The sequence below is a fragment of the Pseudomonas sp. PS02288 genome (assembly GCF_029959715.1).
Classification (GTDB): Bacteria; Pseudomonadota; Gammaproteobacteria; order Pseudomonadales; family Pseudomonadaceae; genus Pseudomonas_O; species Pseudomonas_O kuykendallii.
The window spans coordinates 256,860-273,791 of record NZ_JASCPA010000001.1 but is presented as its reverse complement, the minus strand read 5'-3'; the positions used below and the strand labels follow the sequence as shown (position 1 = coordinate 273,791).

General features: G+C 62.3%; 17 protein-coding genes. 13 read left to right on the top strand and 4 right to left on the bottom strand.

The window, feature by feature from the left end; translation table 11 throughout:
* Nucleotides 1–96 precede the first annotated feature (96 nt).
* The 5 genes from QMX85_RS01290 (at nucleotide 97) to QMX85_RS01270 (ending at nucleotide 3,599) form a co-directional block, all read left to right on the top strand.
* Complete coding sequence (locus QMX85_RS01290) at nucleotides 97–648, top strand: exonuclease domain-containing protein (protein ID WP_282338366.1); 552 nt, start codon at nucleotides 97–99, stop codon at nucleotides 646–648.
* Nucleotides 649–709: 61 nt separating this feature from the next.
* On the top strand, nucleotides 710–991 hold the full coding sequence (locus tag QMX85_RS01285; RefSeq protein ID WP_282338365.1) for a pyrimidine/purine nucleoside phosphorylase: 282 nt from the start codon (nucleotides 710–712) through the stop codon (nucleotides 989–991).
* Between the two features lie 211 nt (nucleotides 992–1,202).
* Nucleotides 1,203–1,742: a PAS domain-containing protein gene (locus QMX85_RS01280; RefSeq protein ID WP_282338364.1), complete on the top strand. Its 540-nt coding sequence runs from the start codon at nucleotides 1,203–1,205 to the stop codon at nucleotides 1,740–1,742.
* Between the two features lie 8 nt (nucleotides 1,743–1,750).
* Nucleotides 1,751–3,208 carry a methyl-accepting chemotaxis protein gene (locus QMX85_RS01275; RefSeq protein ID WP_282338363.1) on the top strand — a complete coding sequence of 486 codons (1,458 nt, stop codon included), beginning with the start codon at nucleotides 1,751–1,753 and terminating at the stop codon, nucleotides 3,206–3,208.
* A gap of 214 nt (nucleotides 3,209–3,422) precedes the next feature.
* Nucleotides 3,423–3,599 carry a PA1571 family protein gene (locus QMX85_RS01270; RefSeq protein WP_175534360.1) on the top strand — a complete coding sequence of 59 codons (177 nt, stop codon included), beginning with the start codon at nucleotides 3,423–3,425 and terminating at the stop codon, nucleotides 3,597–3,599.
* A gap of 56 nt (nucleotides 3,600–3,655) precedes the next feature.
* Here QMX85_RS01270 and pdxB read toward each other — a convergent pair whose 3' ends face one another.
* The gene (gene pdxB / locus QMX85_RS01265) at nucleotides 3,656–4,798 is read right to left on the bottom strand and encodes a 4-phosphoerythronate dehydrogenase PdxB (RefSeq protein WP_282338362.1); all 1,143 of its coding nucleotides are present in this window, start codon (nucleotides 4,796–4,798) and stop codon (nucleotides 3,656–3,658) included.
* A 113-nt stretch (nucleotides 4,799–4,911) separates the two neighbouring features.
* On the opposite strand from pdxB, the gene QMX85_RS01260 reads away from it, so the two are divergent.
* A complete protein-coding gene (locus QMX85_RS01260; protein ID WP_282338361.1) occupies nucleotides 4,912–6,300 on the top strand; it encodes an MATE family efflux transporter in 1,389 nt (462 codons plus the stop codon).
* Here the strand turns inward: QMX85_RS01260 and tusA are convergent.
* Nucleotides 6,297–6,536: a sulfurtransferase TusA gene (gene tusA, locus QMX85_RS01255; protein WP_282338360.1), complete on the bottom strand. Its 240-nt coding sequence runs from the start codon at nucleotides 6,534–6,536 to the stop codon at nucleotides 6,297–6,299. The two genes, QMX85_RS01260 and tusA, sit on opposite strands and share 4 nt — an antisense overlap.
* Before the next feature lie 48 nt (nucleotides 6,537–6,584).
* On the bottom strand, nucleotides 6,585–7,637 hold the full coding sequence (rlmM, locus tag QMX85_RS01250; RefSeq protein ID WP_282338359.1) for a 23S rRNA (cytidine(2498)-2'-O)-methyltransferase RlmM: 1,053 nt from the start codon (nucleotides 7,635–7,637) through the stop codon (nucleotides 6,585–6,587).
* Nucleotides 7,638–7,893: 256 nt separating this feature from the next.
* On the opposite strand from rlmM, the gene acnA reads away from it, so the two are divergent.
* Nucleotides 7,894–10,569 (top strand): aconitate hydratase AcnA, encoded by a 2,676-nt coding sequence (acnA, locus tag QMX85_RS01245; RefSeq protein WP_282338358.1) that lies wholly within the window; start codon nucleotides 7,894–7,896, stop codon nucleotides 10,567–10,569.
* 48 nt (nucleotides 10,570–10,617) lie between these two features.
* On the opposite strand, the gene QMX85_RS01240 is transcribed toward acnA, so the two are convergent.
* Nucleotides 10,618–11,319, bottom strand: a complete 702-nt coding sequence (locus tag QMX85_RS01240) for an alpha/beta family hydrolase (RefSeq protein WP_282338357.1) — start codon at nucleotides 11,317–11,319, stop codon at nucleotides 10,618–10,620.
* Between the two features lie 53 nt (nucleotides 11,320–11,372).
* Between QMX85_RS01240 and ccoN (QMX85_RS01235) the strand changes: the two genes are divergently transcribed.
* From ccoN (QMX85_RS01235) to ccoO (QMX85_RS01210), 6 genes are all read left to right on the top strand, one after another.
* The gene (gene ccoN, locus QMX85_RS01235) at nucleotides 11,373–12,797 is read left to right on the top strand and encodes a cytochrome-c oxidase, cbb3-type subunit I (protein WP_090229298.1); all 1,425 of its coding nucleotides are present in this window, start codon (nucleotides 11,373–11,375) and stop codon (nucleotides 12,795–12,797) included.
* A 12-nt stretch (nucleotides 12,798–12,809) separates the two neighbouring features.
* Nucleotides 12,810–13,421, top strand: a complete 612-nt coding sequence (ccoO, locus tag QMX85_RS01230) for a cytochrome-c oxidase, cbb3-type subunit II (RefSeq protein ID WP_273229210.1) — start codon at nucleotides 12,810–12,812, stop codon at nucleotides 13,419–13,421.
* 4 nt (nucleotides 13,422–13,425) lie between these two features.
* On the top strand, nucleotides 13,426–13,611 hold the full coding sequence (locus QMX85_RS01225; RefSeq protein ID WP_282338356.1) for a cbb3-type cytochrome c oxidase subunit 3: 186 nt from the start codon (nucleotides 13,426–13,428) through the stop codon (nucleotides 13,609–13,611).
* A complete protein-coding gene (gene ccoP / locus QMX85_RS01220; protein ID WP_282338355.1) occupies nucleotides 13,608–14,546 on the top strand; it encodes a cytochrome-c oxidase, cbb3-type subunit III in 939 nt (312 codons plus the stop codon). Before QMX85_RS01225 ends, ccoP begins: the two co-directional genes overlap by 4 nt.
* A gap of 326 nt (nucleotides 14,547–14,872) precedes the next feature.
* The gene (gene ccoN / locus QMX85_RS01215; RefSeq protein ID WP_282338354.1) at nucleotides 14,873–16,300 is read left to right on the top strand and encodes a cytochrome-c oxidase, cbb3-type subunit I; all 1,428 of its coding nucleotides are present in this window, start codon (nucleotides 14,873–14,875) and stop codon (nucleotides 16,298–16,300) included.
* A 14-nt stretch (nucleotides 16,301–16,314) separates the two neighbouring features.
* Nucleotides 16,315–16,926 carry a cytochrome-c oxidase, cbb3-type subunit II gene (gene ccoO, locus QMX85_RS01210; protein ID WP_090229313.1) on the top strand — a complete coding sequence of 204 codons (612 nt, stop codon included), beginning with the start codon at nucleotides 16,315–16,317 and terminating at the stop codon, nucleotides 16,924–16,926.
* The last annotated feature ends 6 nt before the right edge of the window (nucleotides 16,927–16,932 follow it).

Sequence of the window (16,932 nt, the reverse complement as noted above, 5' to 3'; positions counted from 1 at the left end):
ACACACCTCTAAATTTGCGGTGTCGAAGCCTAGCACGGCACCCCTGCCGTTCTGAACGCCCGATGAGCACGCCTACCCGATCACTGGAGAAAGCCTATGGGACATTGGCTGGTACTCGATCTGGAAGCCACCACGGAAGAAGGTGGCTGGCCGGTCGAAGAAATGGAAATCATCGAAATCGGCGCCTGCCTGGTAGACGCCAAGGGACGTGAAATCGACCACTTCCAACGCTTCGTGCGCCCGCTCCGCCGCCCATTGCTGACCACGTTCTGCCGCGAACTCACCCATGTAACGCAGAACGACATAGATGCCGCGCGGCCACTGAGCCAGGTCTGGCCCGCCTTCGAGCGCTGGCTGGAGCCGCATCACCCACGACTGCAGGGTTGGGCGAGCTGGGGCGATTACGATCGCCAGCAGTTGCACCTGGAGTGGCAACGTCAGCACCTGGACAGTCATCTCTCCAGCCGTGCCCACACCGATCTCAAGCGCCACTTCGCCAAGGTCCGTAAACTGAAACGTCCGGTAGGCCTGCATGCCGCGCTGGCGCTCGCCGGCATGAGCTTCCAGGGCCAACAGCATCGGGCCCTCGACGACGCCCGCAATACTGCGCGCCTGCTGCCGCTGGCGTTCGACGGCCGAACGGGATGACGCCCCGCAGCGGCTTGGGCATACTGGCCGCCCAATTTGAATCCCCCTTCGAGGAGCCCGCATGTTCAAGGTAAACGAGTACTTCGACGGTACCGTAAAATCCCTTTCCTTCGAGCTGAACCAGGCCCCGGCCACCGTCGGCGTCATGGCCCCCGGCGAATACGAGTTCGGCACCAGTCAACTTGAAGTCATGCACGTGATCGCCGGAGCGCTGACGGTTAAGCTGCCAGGCAGCGATGCCTGGGAAACCTTCGACGCCGGCACCCGCTTCACCGTACCGGCGAACAGCAAGTTCCAGCTCAAGGTGTCCGGGGATACCGCGTACCTCTGCGAATACCACTGACCCGCCCTCGACCCCGCAACCGGGCGGGGTCTCCCTCCCACCCTCGTCACCGCGCTCACCAAATCCTGAAACGCCGCCCTGCGGCTCCGCGCTAAAAAAGCAGCTCTGCACCCTATCCTTGAGCCCGTCTCTACGATGCCGAATTGATCCCGAGCATTCGGCGGCGTATTGGGGTGCGGCAAAGTACAGCACTCACCAGGGGAGTGCGCGGATGAAGAACAGCATCAAGCCGACGGGAAAAGAAGTCCGTTTCAATGATCGGGAAATGATCATCTCCAAGAGCGATCTCAGCGGGCGGGTGACGTACGCCAACCGCTGCTTCATGCGTGTCGCCAACTATTCCGAGACCCAGGTGCTCGGCCAGCAGCACAGCCTCATCCGCCACCCGGACATGCCGCGTGGCGTGTTTCGGCTGCTCTGGGACACCCTGCAGCAGAACCGCGAGTTCTTCGGCCTGGTGAAGAACATGAACTCGGACGGCGACTTCTACTGGGTCTTCGCCAACATCACCCCGGATCGCGACCTCCAGGGCAACATCACCGGCTACTACTCCGTGAGGCGCCCGGCGCCGGCCTCGGCGGTGCGCATCATCGAGCCGGTGTACCGCCGGATGCTGGAGATCGAACGCAGCGAACCGAAGAACGAGGCGCCCCTAGCCTCCCTTGCCTATCTGATGGAGCTGCCGGCGCAAGAAGGCCTCGGCTACGACCAGTTCATCCTCAACCTCTACCAGCAAGGGGAACGGCAATGAGCCAGGCCATGCGCAGTCAAACCAGCCGACACAGCCCCTTCCTCAATCAGAAATTCATCATCTGCTGCACGGTCTTCGTCACGCTCAACCTGCTGCTGGCCGGCTGGCAGATGCTGACCCTGGGTTTCAGCTGGCCGCAGGTCCTGGTGCCCTGCATCTCGATCGCCTTCAGCCTGTACGCCATCGCCCACAGCAAGCGGCCGATAGCGACGCTCAACCAGATGGCGCGGGTGATCCTCTCCTGCCGCGAGGGCGATCTGCACCAGCGCATCACCCACACCGCCGGCCTCGGCGAAATCGGCAAGGTCGCCTGGGAGCTGAACGAGTTCCTCGACCTGGTGGAAACCTACTTCAAGGAAATCAACACCTGCTTCGGCATGGTCGCCGAGCGCAAGTTCTACCGCCGCGCCCTGTCGGCCGGGCTTCCGGGTGAGTTCGCCACATCGCTCAGCCATATCAACCAGGCAATCACCGCGATGGAGGAAAACACCCGCTACGTGATGCGCAACCGGCTGTCCTCCAGCCTGCATGCGCTGAACACCTCCAACCTGCTGACCAACCTGCGCGGCAACCAGAACGACCTGAACGTCGTCGCCGCGGAAATCGAATCGGTTGCGGCGATCGCGGAGCGCAATCGCGACAACGCGCATGACAGCCGCCAGGAAGTCGATCAGCTCAACGACTCGCTGGCCCACATCAACGACCGCATGCAATCGATGGCCGAGTCCGCCGACGCGCTGGGCAACGCCAGCGGCAGCATCGGGCAGGCGCTGCGGATCATCGCGGAGATCGCCGAGCAGACCAACCTGCTGGCCCTCAACGCGGCGATCGAGGCGGCCCGCGCGGGCGATATCGGCCGCGGCTTCGCCGTGGTCGCGGACGAGGTGCGCGCCCTGGCACACCGCACCAAGCAGGCCACGGGCGAGATTTCCGGAATCATCGGCGGGTTCCGCGAGCGCGTGGGAGTGATGGTCGAACAGACGCTGAGCACCGGCCAGCAGAGCGCCCAGGTCAGCGCACAGGTGGACGCCTTCCGCAGTCGCTTCAGCGAATTCGCCAGCAGCTCGCAATCCACCATCGAGCAGCTCAGCCGCGCCAAGGACCTCTCCTTCGCCTCGCTGGTCAAGATGGACCACATCATGTTCATGCAGAACGCCTACGCGCGCGTCGAAGGCACCGACGGCCAGCACGGCATCGACGAGGGCAGCCCGCGGGACTGGTATCGCAACGGCACCGGCCAGGCCATGTTCGGCCAGACCAGGGCCTATCGCGACCTGGAGCGCCCACAGTCGGACATGCATCAGGCCGTGGCCAGGGCCATGGACCTGTCCGCCCAGGACTGGGAGAGCGACGAGCGGGTGCACGATGGCATCGTCAATGCCTTCAATAGCGCCGAAGGCGCCAGCCGCGAGGTGATCCGGCAGATCGGCAACATGGTCGACGAAAAGCACCGGGCTCAGGCGTGAGTGCCGGCCTGGCGCAGCGACCGCAGGTCGAGAACCACAGGTGCGCGCTTCATTTCGCGAACTCCGCGCCGACAAGCAAGGTCAACCACGAGAGCCGGGCGGACGCGATTGCGGATAAGCCGGCCTTCGTTTTCTGCGCCTCGACAGGTGCCCAATGTCACGGTGCGTTCATCTGGGTTGCCTAGACTGCGCGCGAACCGATGAGGAGACAGCGATGAATCAACCCCATGACGACAATGAACCCCGCGTGGTCCATGTCGACCCGCAACAGCCGGTCGGCGGCGCCATCATCGATGCTCACGGCCAGGAAGTGCCGATCACCGAGAAGATGATCCAGCACGCCTGCGAGGAGCTGGATGACGAATGGTTCCTGGCGCCCGCCAAGAACTGAGCCTCCGCACACAATGAAAAAGCCCGGCACGAGCCGGGTTTTTCATCGATGCCGGATCAATCCGGCGTGCAGCCCAGGGCCCGAACCCAGCGAGCCAGTTCGTCGGCCTCCCCGCCCACGGAAACCCGCAGGCCATCGATCTCGCGGCGCAGTGGGTAATGCTTGCGCAGCGCATCGAAGGCGCTGCGACGCGACGAGGGATCACCGTGCAGGCTGCGGCGGAAATCCGCGTCGTCCCGCCGGGGGTCGTACACGGCGCGACAGAGCGCAGCCAGTGCCCATTCGGGATCGGCGTCGGCCTGCAAGGCGAGTTGCGTCAGCCAGGGCGTGGGTAGCAGGGCATCCAGGCTCACTTCGACGGCAACACCCAGCCACTCGCAAAAAGCGCCATGGATCTGCGCCGTGCCACGCAGCTTGCCGTCCAGGCTGTAGCCGGCGATGTGCGGCGTAGCGAGGCGGCACAGCGCCGCCAGCTGCGGGTCGGCCAGCGGCTCGCCTTCCCAGACGTCGAGCACGGCGTCGAGATCCGCTCGCCGCTGCAGGATGTCGCTCAATGCCGCGTTGTCGACCACCGCGCCCCGCGCCGCGTTGATCAGCCAAGCCCCCGGCCTGAGCGCCGCAAGCTGCTCGCGCCCCATCAAATGATGGGTTGGCCAGGCGCCCTCGCGCGTCAGCGGCGTGTGCAGGCTGATCGCATCGCACTCGCGCAGGATGGTCGGCAGGTCGACGTAATCGCCGCCCTCCAGCGCCTGCCTGGGCGGATCGCACACCAGCACGCGCCAGCCCATCCCGCGCAGCACGTCGAGCAGGCGCCCACCGACCTGGCCGGCACCGACCACCCCGTAGCAACGCTCGCGCAGCGAGACGCCGTGGTGCTCCGCCAGGGCGAGCAGGCTGCCGAGCACGTAGTCCACCACGCCGCGTGCGTTGCACCCCGGCGCGCTGGCCCAGGCGATGCCGGCTTCATTGAAGTAGTCGAGATCGAGATGGTCGGTGCCGATGGTGCAGGTGCCGACGAAACGCACGGCGCTACCCTGCAACAACGCGCGGTTGACGTCGGTCACCGAGCGCACCAGCAGTATCTCGCTGTCGCCCAGCGCAGCGCGATCGATGCCGCGGCCGGGCTGACGGCGAATGGGGCCGAAGGCGCCGAAGAAGGCATCGACCAGGGGAATGTTTTCGTCGGCGAGGATTTGCATGCACTGGCTCCAGTTCGAGGCGGCCATTCTAAGCCATGCGACGACATCCGGGTTTTCCGGCCCTTCGTCGCTGCGTACACTACGCGGCCTTTCCGCACCCGCTCAGGATCACCATGTCGTTGAAATCCCGCTGGGGCCGGGTGCGCCAGGAGCTTGGCGCGCTGTTCCGCCTCGCCACGCCGATCATCATCGCCCAGTTCACCCATACCGCCATGGGCTTCACCGATGCGCTGATGGCCGGACGGGTGAGCCCACGCGACCTCGCCGCGGTGGCGCTGGGAAACTCGATCTGGGTGCCGCTGTACCTGTTCATGACCGGCGTGATCCTGGCGACCACGCCCAAGGTTGCCCAGCGTTTCGGCGCAGGCCAGCCGCAGGAGATCGGCCCGCTGGTTCGCCAGGCGTTGTGGCTCGCGCTGTTCCTCGGCTGCAGCGCCGCCACGCTTCTTTGGCATGCGGACGTGGTCCTGCGCGCCATGGGCGTCGAGAGCAGCCTGATGGAGCCCAGCATGGGCTACCTGCGCGCCATGGCCTTCGGTTTTCCGGCCGTGGCGATGTACCAGGCGCTGCGCTGCTTCAGCGACGGTATCGGCTATTCCCGGCCGAGCATGTTCCTCGGCATCTTCGGGCTGCTGATCAACATCCCGGCAACCTATGTATTCGTCTTCGGCAAGCTGGGCCTGCCGGCGATGGGCGGCGTGGGCTGCGGCTGGGGCACGGCGCTGGTGATGAACTGCATGCTGCTCGGCCTGCTGGGCTGGATCAAGCTGGCGCCGCGCTACCGCCCCAGCCAGCTGTTCGCTCACTTCGAGACCCCGTCGTGGCAGCCGATACGCGGCCTGCTGACGATCGGCCTGCCCATCGGCATCGCGATCTTCGCCGAGTCGAGCATCTTCGCCGTGATCGCGCTGCTGATTGGCGGGCTGGGTGCGACGGTGATGGCCGGCCACCAGATCGCGCTCAATTTCTCTTCGATGATCTTCATGCTGCCGCTGTCGCTGGGGATCGCCGTCACCGTCCGGGTCGGCCAGGCGCTGGGCCGCGGCGAGCCCCGCGAGGCGCGCTTCTGCGCCGGTGTCGGGATGTTCTCGGCGCTCTGCTATGCCTGTTGCTCGGCGACGCTGGTGATGCTGCTCAGCGAGCATATCGCACGCATCTACACCGAGGATTTGGCGGTGATCGCGGTGGCCGGCAGCCTGCTGTTCTACGTCGCGCTGTTCCAGTTCTCCGACGCCATCCAGGTCACCGCCGCCGGCGCGCTGCGCGGCTACCAGGACACCCGTGCGACGATGATCTTCACGCTGCTGGCCTACTGGGGCGTCGGGCTGCCGGTGGGTTACGCGCTCGGCCTGACCGACTGGCTGGGCGAGCCGTCCGGGCCACGCGGGCTTTGGCAGGGCCTGGTGGTCGGCCTGAGTTGTGCGGCGGTATTGCTGGCCACGCGCCTGGCACGCAGCTCTCGCAAGAGGATCTACAAGGCGGCGCGGCGCGCGAGGGCCTAGTCGGCCCTCTTGCGTATCCAGTAGAGGTAGGTGCCGCCCTCCTCCTGCTGTTCGATCAGATCGTGGCCGAGAAAGACGCAGAACTTGGGGATGTCGCGCCGCGTCGACGGATCGGTGGCGATCACCTTGAGCAGCCCGCCGGCGGGCAGGTCACGCACCTGGTTGTGCAGCATCATCACCGGCTCGGGGCAGTTGAGACCGGTGGCATCCAGAACGGCATCGTGTTGCAGAGACATCTAGGTACTCCAGAAAGGCTGGCGGTCATTGTCGCTGATGCGCCGCGCTCAGCACAGGCGGCGCAGATGGCAGGTCACTTCCTCGCGGTCGTGATAGAGCTGTTTGCAGGCAATCGAGACCTTGATCCGCCGCGCGGCGAAACCCTCTTCCAGGCGTTGCAGCAGGCGCCTGACCTCAGCGTAGCGCTGCTTCATCGGCAGTTTGAGGTTGACCACCGCCTCGCGGCACAAGCCCTCGCCGATCCAGGTTTCCAGCAGCGCCGCATTGCGTGCCGGCTTCTCGACGATGTCGCAGACCATCCAGTCGACCGGCCGCTTGGGTTTCCAGGTGAAGCCGTCGACCATCAGGTGCTGGACCAGTCCGGTATCCATCAGGCTTTGCGCCATCGGACCGTTGTCGATGGCGGTCACCAGCATGCCGCGACGCACCAGTTGGTAGGTCCAGCCACCGGGAGCGGCACCGAGGTCGACGCCGGTCATGTCGTCCGCCAGCCGCTCATCCCACTGCTCGCGCGGAATGAAGGTGTGCCAGGCCTCCTCCAGCTTCAGCGTCGAGCGACTCGGCGCCTCACGGGGGAACTTCAGCCGCGGGATTCCCATCGGCCAGAGCGCGCTGTTGCCCGCGTCGGCGATGCCGAGAAACACCTCCCGTCCGCTCCGGAACGTCAGCAGCAGGCGCGGCTTGCTCGCATCCTCGACCAGCCGACCGGCCTGCAGCAACGCCTTGCGCAGCGGCGCCTCGAACTTCCTGCAGAAAGTCGACAGTTCCTTGCCTTCGTTGGTATCGAACACTTCCAGCCACAGGCTGCCGCACACCGGGTAGCCTCGCAGTTGCTCGAGCAGCACCTCGATACGCTTGGCCTCGGGCAGTTGCTGGTACTCACCGCGCGCCCACTGGCGAGGAAAGATCAGCTCGGAAAACGCCAACTTGTGCATCAGCTTGGCGCTGCCGCCGGCCTCGCTGCAGACGAACTCGGCATAGGCGCTGTTCGGTTTCGCCTTCGAATAGCCCGCCACCTGCAGACGCGCCGCATGTTCGGCGATCTCGGCGCAGACTTCGTTCTCGAAACCGGGGCGGCAATGCAGCAACAGGGTATCCACGTGACGCTCTCCAGAAGCGGGCAACCGCGTGATGCGGCCCCCGGGCGGGGCGCGCATGATAGCCGACGCGGGAACCGGGGGCGTATCGGTCTGTCCAGTGAATGGCGGCGTGAGTAAAGCTGGCCCATCTTCCACAGTCGGCCGCACGCGGCTTCGACAGGCCAGTATTCGCCGCACCCGCTACCGTACTCAAGGCGCCGGCTCGATCCGGCACCACCGCAACGCCCTCGACCATGGGCCGCAAGGAGATACGCAAATGCCCTCCCTGGATAGCCTCAACTGCCGCCGCAGCCTCGATGTGGGCGGCCGTACCTACCATTATTTCAGCCTCCCGGAGGCAGCCAAGCGTCTCGGCGATATCAGCCGCCTGCCGGCGTCGCTCAAGGTCCTGCTGGAAAACCTGCTGCGCTGGGAAGACAACCAGACCGTGCGTGGCGAAGACCTCCACGCCCTGGTCGACTGGCTGAAGACACGCAGCTCCGACCGCGAAATCCAGTACCGCCCCGCGCGCGTGCTGATGCAGGATTTCACCGGTGTGCCGGGCGTGGTCGACCTCGCGGCGATGCGCGACGCGGTGTCCAAGGCCGGCGCCGATCCGCAGAAGATCAACCCGCTGTCGCCGGTCGATCTGGTGATCGACCACTCGGTGATGGTCGACCGCTTCGGCGACGACCAGGCCTTCGGCGACAACGTAAAGATCGAGATGCAGCGCAACGGCGAGCGCTATGCCTTCCTGCGCTGGGGACAGCAAGCCTTCGACAATTTCCGCGTGGTACCGCCGGGCACCGGCATTTGCCATCAGGTCAATCTGGAATACCTGGCCCAGGTGGTCTGGACCCGCGAGGAGAACGGCGACACCTACGCGTACCCGGACACCCTCGTAGGCACCGACTCGCACACCACCATGGTCAACGGCCTGGGCGTGCTGGGTTGGGGCGTAGGCGGGATCGAGGCCGAAGCGGCCATGTTGGGACAGCCAGTGTCGATGCTGATCCCGGAAGTCGTGGGTTTCCGTCTGGTCGGCAAGATGCGCGAAGGCGTTACCGCCACCGACCTGGTGCTCACAGTCACGCAGATGCTGCGCAAGCAGGGCGTGGTCGGCAAGTTCGTCGAGTTCTACGGCCCCGGCCTGGACAGCCTGCCCCTCGCCGATCGCGCCACCATCGGCAACATGGCGCCCGAATACGGCGCCACCTGTGGCTTCTTTCCCGTGGACCAGGTCACCATCGACTACCTTCGCCTCTCGGGCCGCGACGAGCAACGCATCGCGCTGGTGGAGGCGTACAGCAAGGCTCAAGGCCTATGGCGCGATGCGGACAGCCCGGAGCCCGTGTTCACCGCCAGCCTGGAGCTCGAACTGGACAGCGTGCAGCCGTCCCTGGCTGGACCGAAACGTCCTCAGGATCGCGTCAACCTGCCGGACATCGGTGCCAGCTTCGATCTGCTGCTGGAAACCAGCGGCCGCCTGCAGCAAACCGATACCGCCGTGCCCGTGCAGGGCGAGTCATTCAGCCTTAGGCATGGCGCCGTGGTGATCGCGGCGATCACGTCCTGCACCAATACCTCCAACCCCAGCGTGCTGATGGCCGCCGGCCTGGTGGCGAAGAAGGCCGTCGACCTTGGCCTGCGTTGCCAGCCGTGGGTGAAGACCTCCCTCGCCCCTGGCTCCAAGGTGGTGACGGACTATCTGGCGAAGGCTGGGCTCACCCGGTACCTGGATGAACTCGGCTTCAACCTGGTCGGCTATGGCTGCACCACCTGCATCGGCAACTCGGGGCCGCTGCCCGAGGCGATTGGCGAAGTCATCGTCGACAACGACCTGATCGTTTCCTCAGTGCTTTCGGGTAACCGCAACTTCGAAGGTCGCGTTCACCCCATGGTGAAAGCGAACTGGCTGGCCTCGCCGCCGCTGGTGGTCGCGTTCGCACTGGCCGGCACCACGCGGATCGACATGAGCAAGGACCCGCTGGGCGTGAACGGCGAAGGCAAGCCGATCTACCTGAAGGACGTCTGGCCCAGCAATGCCGAAGTGGCGGCAGCCGTCAGCGCGGTGGATGGCGCCATGTTCCGCAAGCAATACGCCGACGTGTTCAGCGGCGACGCGAACTGGCAGGCGATCGAAACCAGCGCCGGCGACACCTACGAGTGGGACTCCAGCTCGAGCTACGTGCAGAACCCGCCGTTCTTCGAGGACATCGGCCAGCCGCCGAAAGCCCCCGAGAACATCGCGGGAGCGCGAATACTGGCGTTGTTCGGGGACTCGATCACCACCGACCACATCTCGCCCGCGGGGAACATCAAGGCCAGCTCGCCGGCCGGGCTCTACTTGCAGGGGCTTGGTGTGGCGCCGGAGAACTTCAACTCGTACGGCGCCCGACGCGGCAACCACGAAGTAATGATGCGCGGCACCTTCGCCAACATCCGCATCCGCAACGAAATGCTCAGTGGCGAGGAAGGCGGCAACACGCTGTTCCAGCCCGAAGGCAGCAAGATGTCGATATATGACGCGGCCATGCGCTACCAAGCCGAGGGCACGCCCCTGGTGGTCCTGGCGGGCAAGGAATACGGCACCGGATCGAGCCGTGACTGGGCGGCGAAAGGCACCACCCTGTTGGGGATCAAGGCCGTGATCGCCGAAAGCTTCGAACGCATCCACCGCTCCAACCTCATCGGCATGGGCGTGCTCGCGTTGCAGTTCGTCAACGGCCAGACCCGCACGAGCCTGGGGCTGACCGGTTCGGAGGTGTTGTCCATCAACGGCCTGTCAGCCGACATCAAGCCGCATCAGATGCTGTCCGTGGGAGTTACCCGCAACGATGGCACATCGTTCGAATTCGACGTGCTGTGCCGCATCGACACGCTCAACGAGGTGAAGTACTTCAAGGCCGGCGGAATCCTGCACTACGTTCTGCGCGAATTGATCGCCAAATAGGGGACCCAATGCCGGCCGGCATCGAGTGGCCGGCGATTGGGCAGCCGGTCAATCAGCGACTGTCGCAGCGACGCGCTCCAGAAAAGCGGCGACTGCGACAGCCGTCCTCTCCAGATAGTCAGCGTGGGTGAACCCCGACACCTTCGTCGGCTTGAGATCGTGATCGCCGGACTCCAGCCAGAGCACCTCGACACCCGGCGCAAGTGCATAGCCTTCGACCTCCGCCGCCGCGCCCGTGCGATCGCGCGTCCCCTGCACAATCAGAGCCGGCGTTCGAAGCTCCTCCAGATGCGCAACACGCAGTTTGTCCTGCTTGCCTGGCGCATGGAATGGATAGCCCAGACAGATCAGCGCATCCGCACCCAGCTCGTCCGCCAGCATGCTCGCCATGCGCCCCCCCATGGACTTGCCACCTATTGCCAACACGCCTGTGACCTGGCGTCGCACACTGGCATAGACCTGACGCCACGAATCAAGCAGCTGTGCCTGTGGATAGGGGGGACGCCGGATCCCGTCCTGGCGGCGTGCAGCCATGTACGAAAACTCGAAGCGCACAACCGCCACACCCCGTACCGCTAAGTGCTGAGCCATCGACTCCATGAACGGGCTATCCATCGGCGCTCCCGCCCCATGGGCGAGCAGCAACGTCGCATGCGACGAGGCGCCCGAAAGCGTCCAGATCCAAGGCTCAGAAGCACCGTCCTGAAGACGTTGATCCGTATCAATACCCCTCCCGCCCCCTTTCACCATCCTTGCCCCGCTTTATTAGAAATCTGCCCAAAACCGTGGATGGAAGCCCATACATGAACACAGCAACCAGTACCGCCTACAACTACAAGGTGGTCCGCCAATTCGCCATTATGACGGTGGTTTGGGGAATCGTCGGGATGGGGCTCGGCGTATTCATCGCCGCCCAATTGGCCTGGCCGGAACTTAACCTTAATCTTCCCTGGACCAGCTTCGGTCGTTTGCGACCACTGCATACCAATGCGGTGATCTTCGCTTTCGGCGGTTGCGCATTGTTTTCCACCACCTACTACGCAGTGCAACGCACCTGCCAGACGCGCCTCTTCGCACCGAAGCTGGCGGCTTTCACATTCTGGGGCTGGCAATTGGTGATCGTTCTCGCAGCGGTAACTCTGCCGCTGGGTTACACGACCTCAAAAGAATACGCCGAGCTGGAATGGCCTATCGACCTGTTGATCACGGTAGTGTGGGTAAGCTACGCAATCGTCTTCTTCGGCACCCTGATCACCCGAAAAACCACCCACATCTACGTGGGCAACTGGTTCTTTGGGGCGTTCATCCTGACCGTCGCCCTGTTGCACGTGGTGAACAACCTGGAAATCCCGGTTACCTTCACCAAGTCCTACTCGCTTTACTCGGGTGCGACCGATGCAATGATCCAGTGGTGGTATGGCCACAACGCAGTAGGCTTCTTCCTCACTGCAGGCTTCCTCGGGATGATGTACTACTTCGTACCGAAGCAAGCCGGTCGCCCAGTTTACTCCTACCGCCTCTCGATCGTGCACTTCTGGGCACTGATCGCCGTTTACATCTGGGCAGGTCCTCACCACCTGCACTACACCGCGCTCCCGGACTGGGCCCAAAGCCTAGGCATGGTTATGTCGCTGATTCTTCTGGCTCCGAGCTGGGGCGGCATGATCAACGGAATGATGACGCTGTCTGGTGCCTGGCACAAACTGCGTACAGACCCGATCCTGCGCTTCCTGGTCGTATCGCTTGCCTTCTACGGCATGTCGACCTTCGAAGGCCCGATGATGGCGATCAAGACCGTCAACGCGCTCTCTCACTACACCGACTGGACGATCGGTCACGTACACGCTGGCGCTCTTGGCTGGGTAGCGATGGTCTCCATCGGTTCGCTCTACCACATGATTCCGAAGATCTTTGGCCGCGAGCAGATGCACAGCGTCGGCTTGATCAACGGTCACTTCTGGCTCGCAACCATCGGCACCGTACTCTACATCGCCTCCATGTGGGTAAACGGTATCGCCCAAGGCCTGATGTGGCGCGCAGTCAACGAAGACGGAACTCTGACCTACTCCTTTGCTGAAACGCTGGTAGCGAGCCACCCAGGCTTCGTAGTCCGCGTTATCGGTGGCGCGATCTTCTTCAGCGGCATGCTACTGATGGCCTACAACACCTGGCGCACCGTGCGTGACGCCGAGCCGGCGCAGATCGAAGCTTCGGCGAAGATGGCCTAAGGAGAGCTCGCGATGAAAAAGCATGAAATTCTTGAGAAAAACGTCGGCTTGCTCGCCCTGTTCATGGTTCTAGCAGTAAGCATCGGCGGCCTGGTTCAGATCGTGCCGCTGTTCTTTCAGCAGGAAACTACGCAGCCGGTCGAGGGCCTCAAGCCCTATACCGCACTGCAGCTGGAAGGCCGCGACATCTACATTCGTGAAGGCTGCGTAGGTTGCCATTCGCAAATGGTCCGTCCGTTCCGCGCCGAAACTGAGCGCTACGGCCACTACTCGGTCGCCGGTGAAAGCGTATGGGATCACCCCTTCCTCTGGGGCTCCAAGCGTACCGGCCCGGACCTGGCTCGTGTCGGCGCTCGCTACTCTGACGATTGGCACCGTGCGCATCTGTACAACCCGCGCAACGTCGTCCCCGAATCGAAGATGCCTGCATATCCCTGGCTGGTCGAAAACCGTCTCGACGGCAAAGATACCGCAGCGAAACTAAAGGCCATGAAAACCCTGGGTGTTCCTTACACCGATGACGACATCGGCGCCGCTGCCGACTCCGTCAAAGGAAAAACCGAGATGGACGCGTTGGTCGCCTATCTGCAGGTTCTGGGAACCTCACTGAAGAATAAACGGTAACGCTATGGATATCGGGACTCTACGCGGGCTGGGCACGGTGTTGGTGTTTGTAGCTATCGTCGGCGTCGTGCTTTGGGCCTACAGCAGTCGGCGTAAGCAAAGCTTCGATGAAGCCGCCAATTTGCCTTTCGCTGATGAGCCCAAAACCAAAGCGCACGACCAGCAAGATTCTAGGAGTAACAACGAATGACTTCTTTCTGGAGTTGGTACATAACCCTCCTGACCATCGGCACGTTAGTGGCGCTGCTCTGGTTGGTTTTCGCCACTCGCAAGGGCGAACAAAAAGGCAGTACCGATCAGACGCTGGGACATTCCTTCGATGGCATCGAGGAGTATGACAATCCGCTGCCGAAATGGTGGTTCCTGCTTTTCGTTGGGACTATCGTCTTTGCAATTGTTTACTTGGCACTCTATCCGGGCCTTGGTAACTGGAAAGGTGTACTCCCGGGTTATGAAGGCGGCTGGACTCAAGACAAGCAATGGCAGCGTGAAGTTGACAGAGCCAATGCCGAGTACGGCCCCATCTTTGCCAAGTACGCATCGATGAACATCGCCGATGTTGCTAAGGATGAGCATGCTCTGAAGATGGGTGGACGCCTCTTTGCAACCTACTGTTCGGTTTGCCACGGATCGGATGCCAAAGGCGCGGTTGGCTTTCCCAATCTCACCGATAGCAACTGGCGCTGGGGCGGCGACCCCGACACCATCAAGACCAGTATCCTGCAAGGTCGCATTGCCGCCATGCCAGCATGGGGCGAGATCCTCGGCGAAGATGGCGTGAAGAACGTGGCGGCCTACGTTCGGCAAGAGCTAGCCGGACAAAAGCTGCCGGAAGGTGTCCAGGTTGACATAGCGGCAGGCCAGCAGGTTTTCAATGGAAACTGTGCAGCTTGCCACGGGGCAATGGGCCAGGGTACGCCTGTGATGGGCGCACCTGACCTGACACACCCTGCAGGCTGGATCTATGGCTCGAGCCTCGCTCAAATACAGCAGACAGTGCGCTACGGCCGTAACGGCCAAATGCCGGCCCAAGCAGATCACCTTGGTAACGATAAGGTTCATCTGCTTGCTGCTTACGTGTACAGCCTTTCGCAACAGCAACCTGAACACGTAGCAGGTAAATAAGCCACGACCTGATGGCGGCGCGAAAGCGTCGCCATTTTTCTTTCACGAAACCAATATGCGACCAAGCGTCGCACTACCCATCTACTCTCTCCCCTCCTCCCCAAAGCCATCCGCTAAGCTAAGGCTCTTGCGGCGCCGGCTGCCCCCCGTGCTCATGGGCTATACCCACGAGCCAACCCCCTACTAAAGAGCAGATAGTCGGCCAACACAACGCCTAGCGGTAGATCAGGTTGCCGGCAACATCATTGCATTGGCTAGGGGCTTTCTACATACTGCCGCCGCTTTTTTGCCCCTTTGATTCCTCCATTAACCGTGGAACCCCTAGCATGAGCACAGCAATCCATCAAACTGCTTATAACTACAAGGTGGTCCGCCAGTTCGCCATTATGACGGTGATCTGGGGGGTCGTTGGAATGGGACTTGGTGTCCTGATTGCTGCGCAGCTAGTGTGGCCGGAGCTTAATTTCGACACGCCATGGGCCAGTTTTGGCCGCTTGCGACCGCTTCATACGAACGCAGTAATTTTCGCTTTCGGAGGATGTGCGCTCTTTGCTACGTCATATTATGTCGTGCAGCGGACATCGCAAACGCGCCTTGTTTCTGACGGCCTGGCTGCGTTTACATTTTGGGGATGGCAGGCGGTAATAGTACTAGCAGTGATAACCCTGCCGCTGGGTTACACTTCTTCGAAGGAATACGCTGAGCTTGAATGGCCCATCGACATACTGATCACAATTGTATGGGTCAGTTATGCGATCACTTTTTTCGGCACGATAGTCAAACGTAAGACTAAACATATCTATGTTGGAAACTGGTTTTACGGCGGATTCATTTTAACGGTCGCGTTGCTCCATGTCGTGAACAACATGGAACTGCCTGTAGGTGCCTTCAAGTCTTACTCCCTTTACTCGGGCGCTACCGATGCGATGATCCAATGGTGGTATGGCCATAACGCGGTCGGTTTCTTTCTGACTGCGGGCTTTTTGGGAATGATGTATTACTTTGTCCCCAAACAAGCCGAGCGCCCTATCTACTCCTATCGTCTCTCAATCGTGCACTTCTGGGCATTGATCTCTGTCTATATTTGGGCAGGTCCGCACCACCTGCACTACACCGCGCTGCCGGACTGGGCACAGAGCCTGGGCATGGCGATGTCGATCATTCTACTGGCGCCGAGTTGGGGCGGCATGATCAACGGGATGATGACCCTGTCTGGGGCCTGGCACAAACTGCGTACCGACCCGATCCTGCGCTTCCTGGTCGTATCGCTTGCCTTCTACGGCATGTCGACCTTCGAAGGTCCGATGATGGCGATCAAGACCGTCAACGCGCTCTCCCACTATACCGACTGGACCATCGGCCACGTGCACGCCGGCGCGCTCGGCTGGGTGGCGATGATCTCAATCGGCTCGTTGTACCACCTGATCCCCAAGGTTTTTGCTCGTCAGCAAATGCACAGCGTGGGATTGATCAACGCACACTTTTGGCTCGCAACGATTGGCACGGTGCTCTATATCGCATCGATGTGGGTTAACGGCATCACCCAAGGTTTGATGTGGCGTGCAATCAACGAAGACGGCACTCTCACCTACTCCTTCGTCGAGGCACTGGAAGCCAGCCATCCAGGTTATCTGGTTCGCATGATTGGTGGCGCGTTCTTCCTCAGCGGCATGTTGCTGATGGCATACAACACATGGCGCACTGTGCGCTCAGCCAAGCCGGCGGAATATGAAGCTGCCGCTCAGATTGCCTAAGGAGCCGACGTAAAATGAAGCAACACGAAATAGTCGAGAAGAACGTCGGTTTGCTGGCGCTGTTCATGGTCTTGGCGGTGAGTATCGGCGGTCTCGTTCAGATCGTTCCGCTGTTTTTCCAGGCCGAGACCAACACGCCCGTTGAGGGCATGCAGCCACGGACCGCCCTCCAGCTTGAAGGCCGCGACATCTACATCCGCGAAGGCTGCGTGGGCTGCCACTCGCAGATGGTTCGCCCGTTCCGCGCCGAAACGGAGCGCTACGGCCACTATTCGGTAGCAGGCGAAAGCGTATGGGATCACCCCTTCCTCTGGGGTTCCAAGCGCACCGGCCCGGACCTCGCTCGGGTAGGCGGACGCTACTCGGACGACTGGCAACGTGCGCACCTCTACAACCCCCGCAACGTCGTTCCCGAGTCGAAAATGCCGGCCTATCCGTGGCTGGTCGAAAATCGCCTGGATGGAAAGGACACCGCCCGTAAGCTGGAAGCTATGCGCACCCTGGGCGTGCCCTATACCGACGAAGATATCGCTGGAGCCAGGGATGCCGTTAAAGGCAAGACCGAAATGGACGCGCTCGTCGCGTTCCTGCAGTCCCTGGGCACCTCAATCAAGAACAAACGGTAACGCATG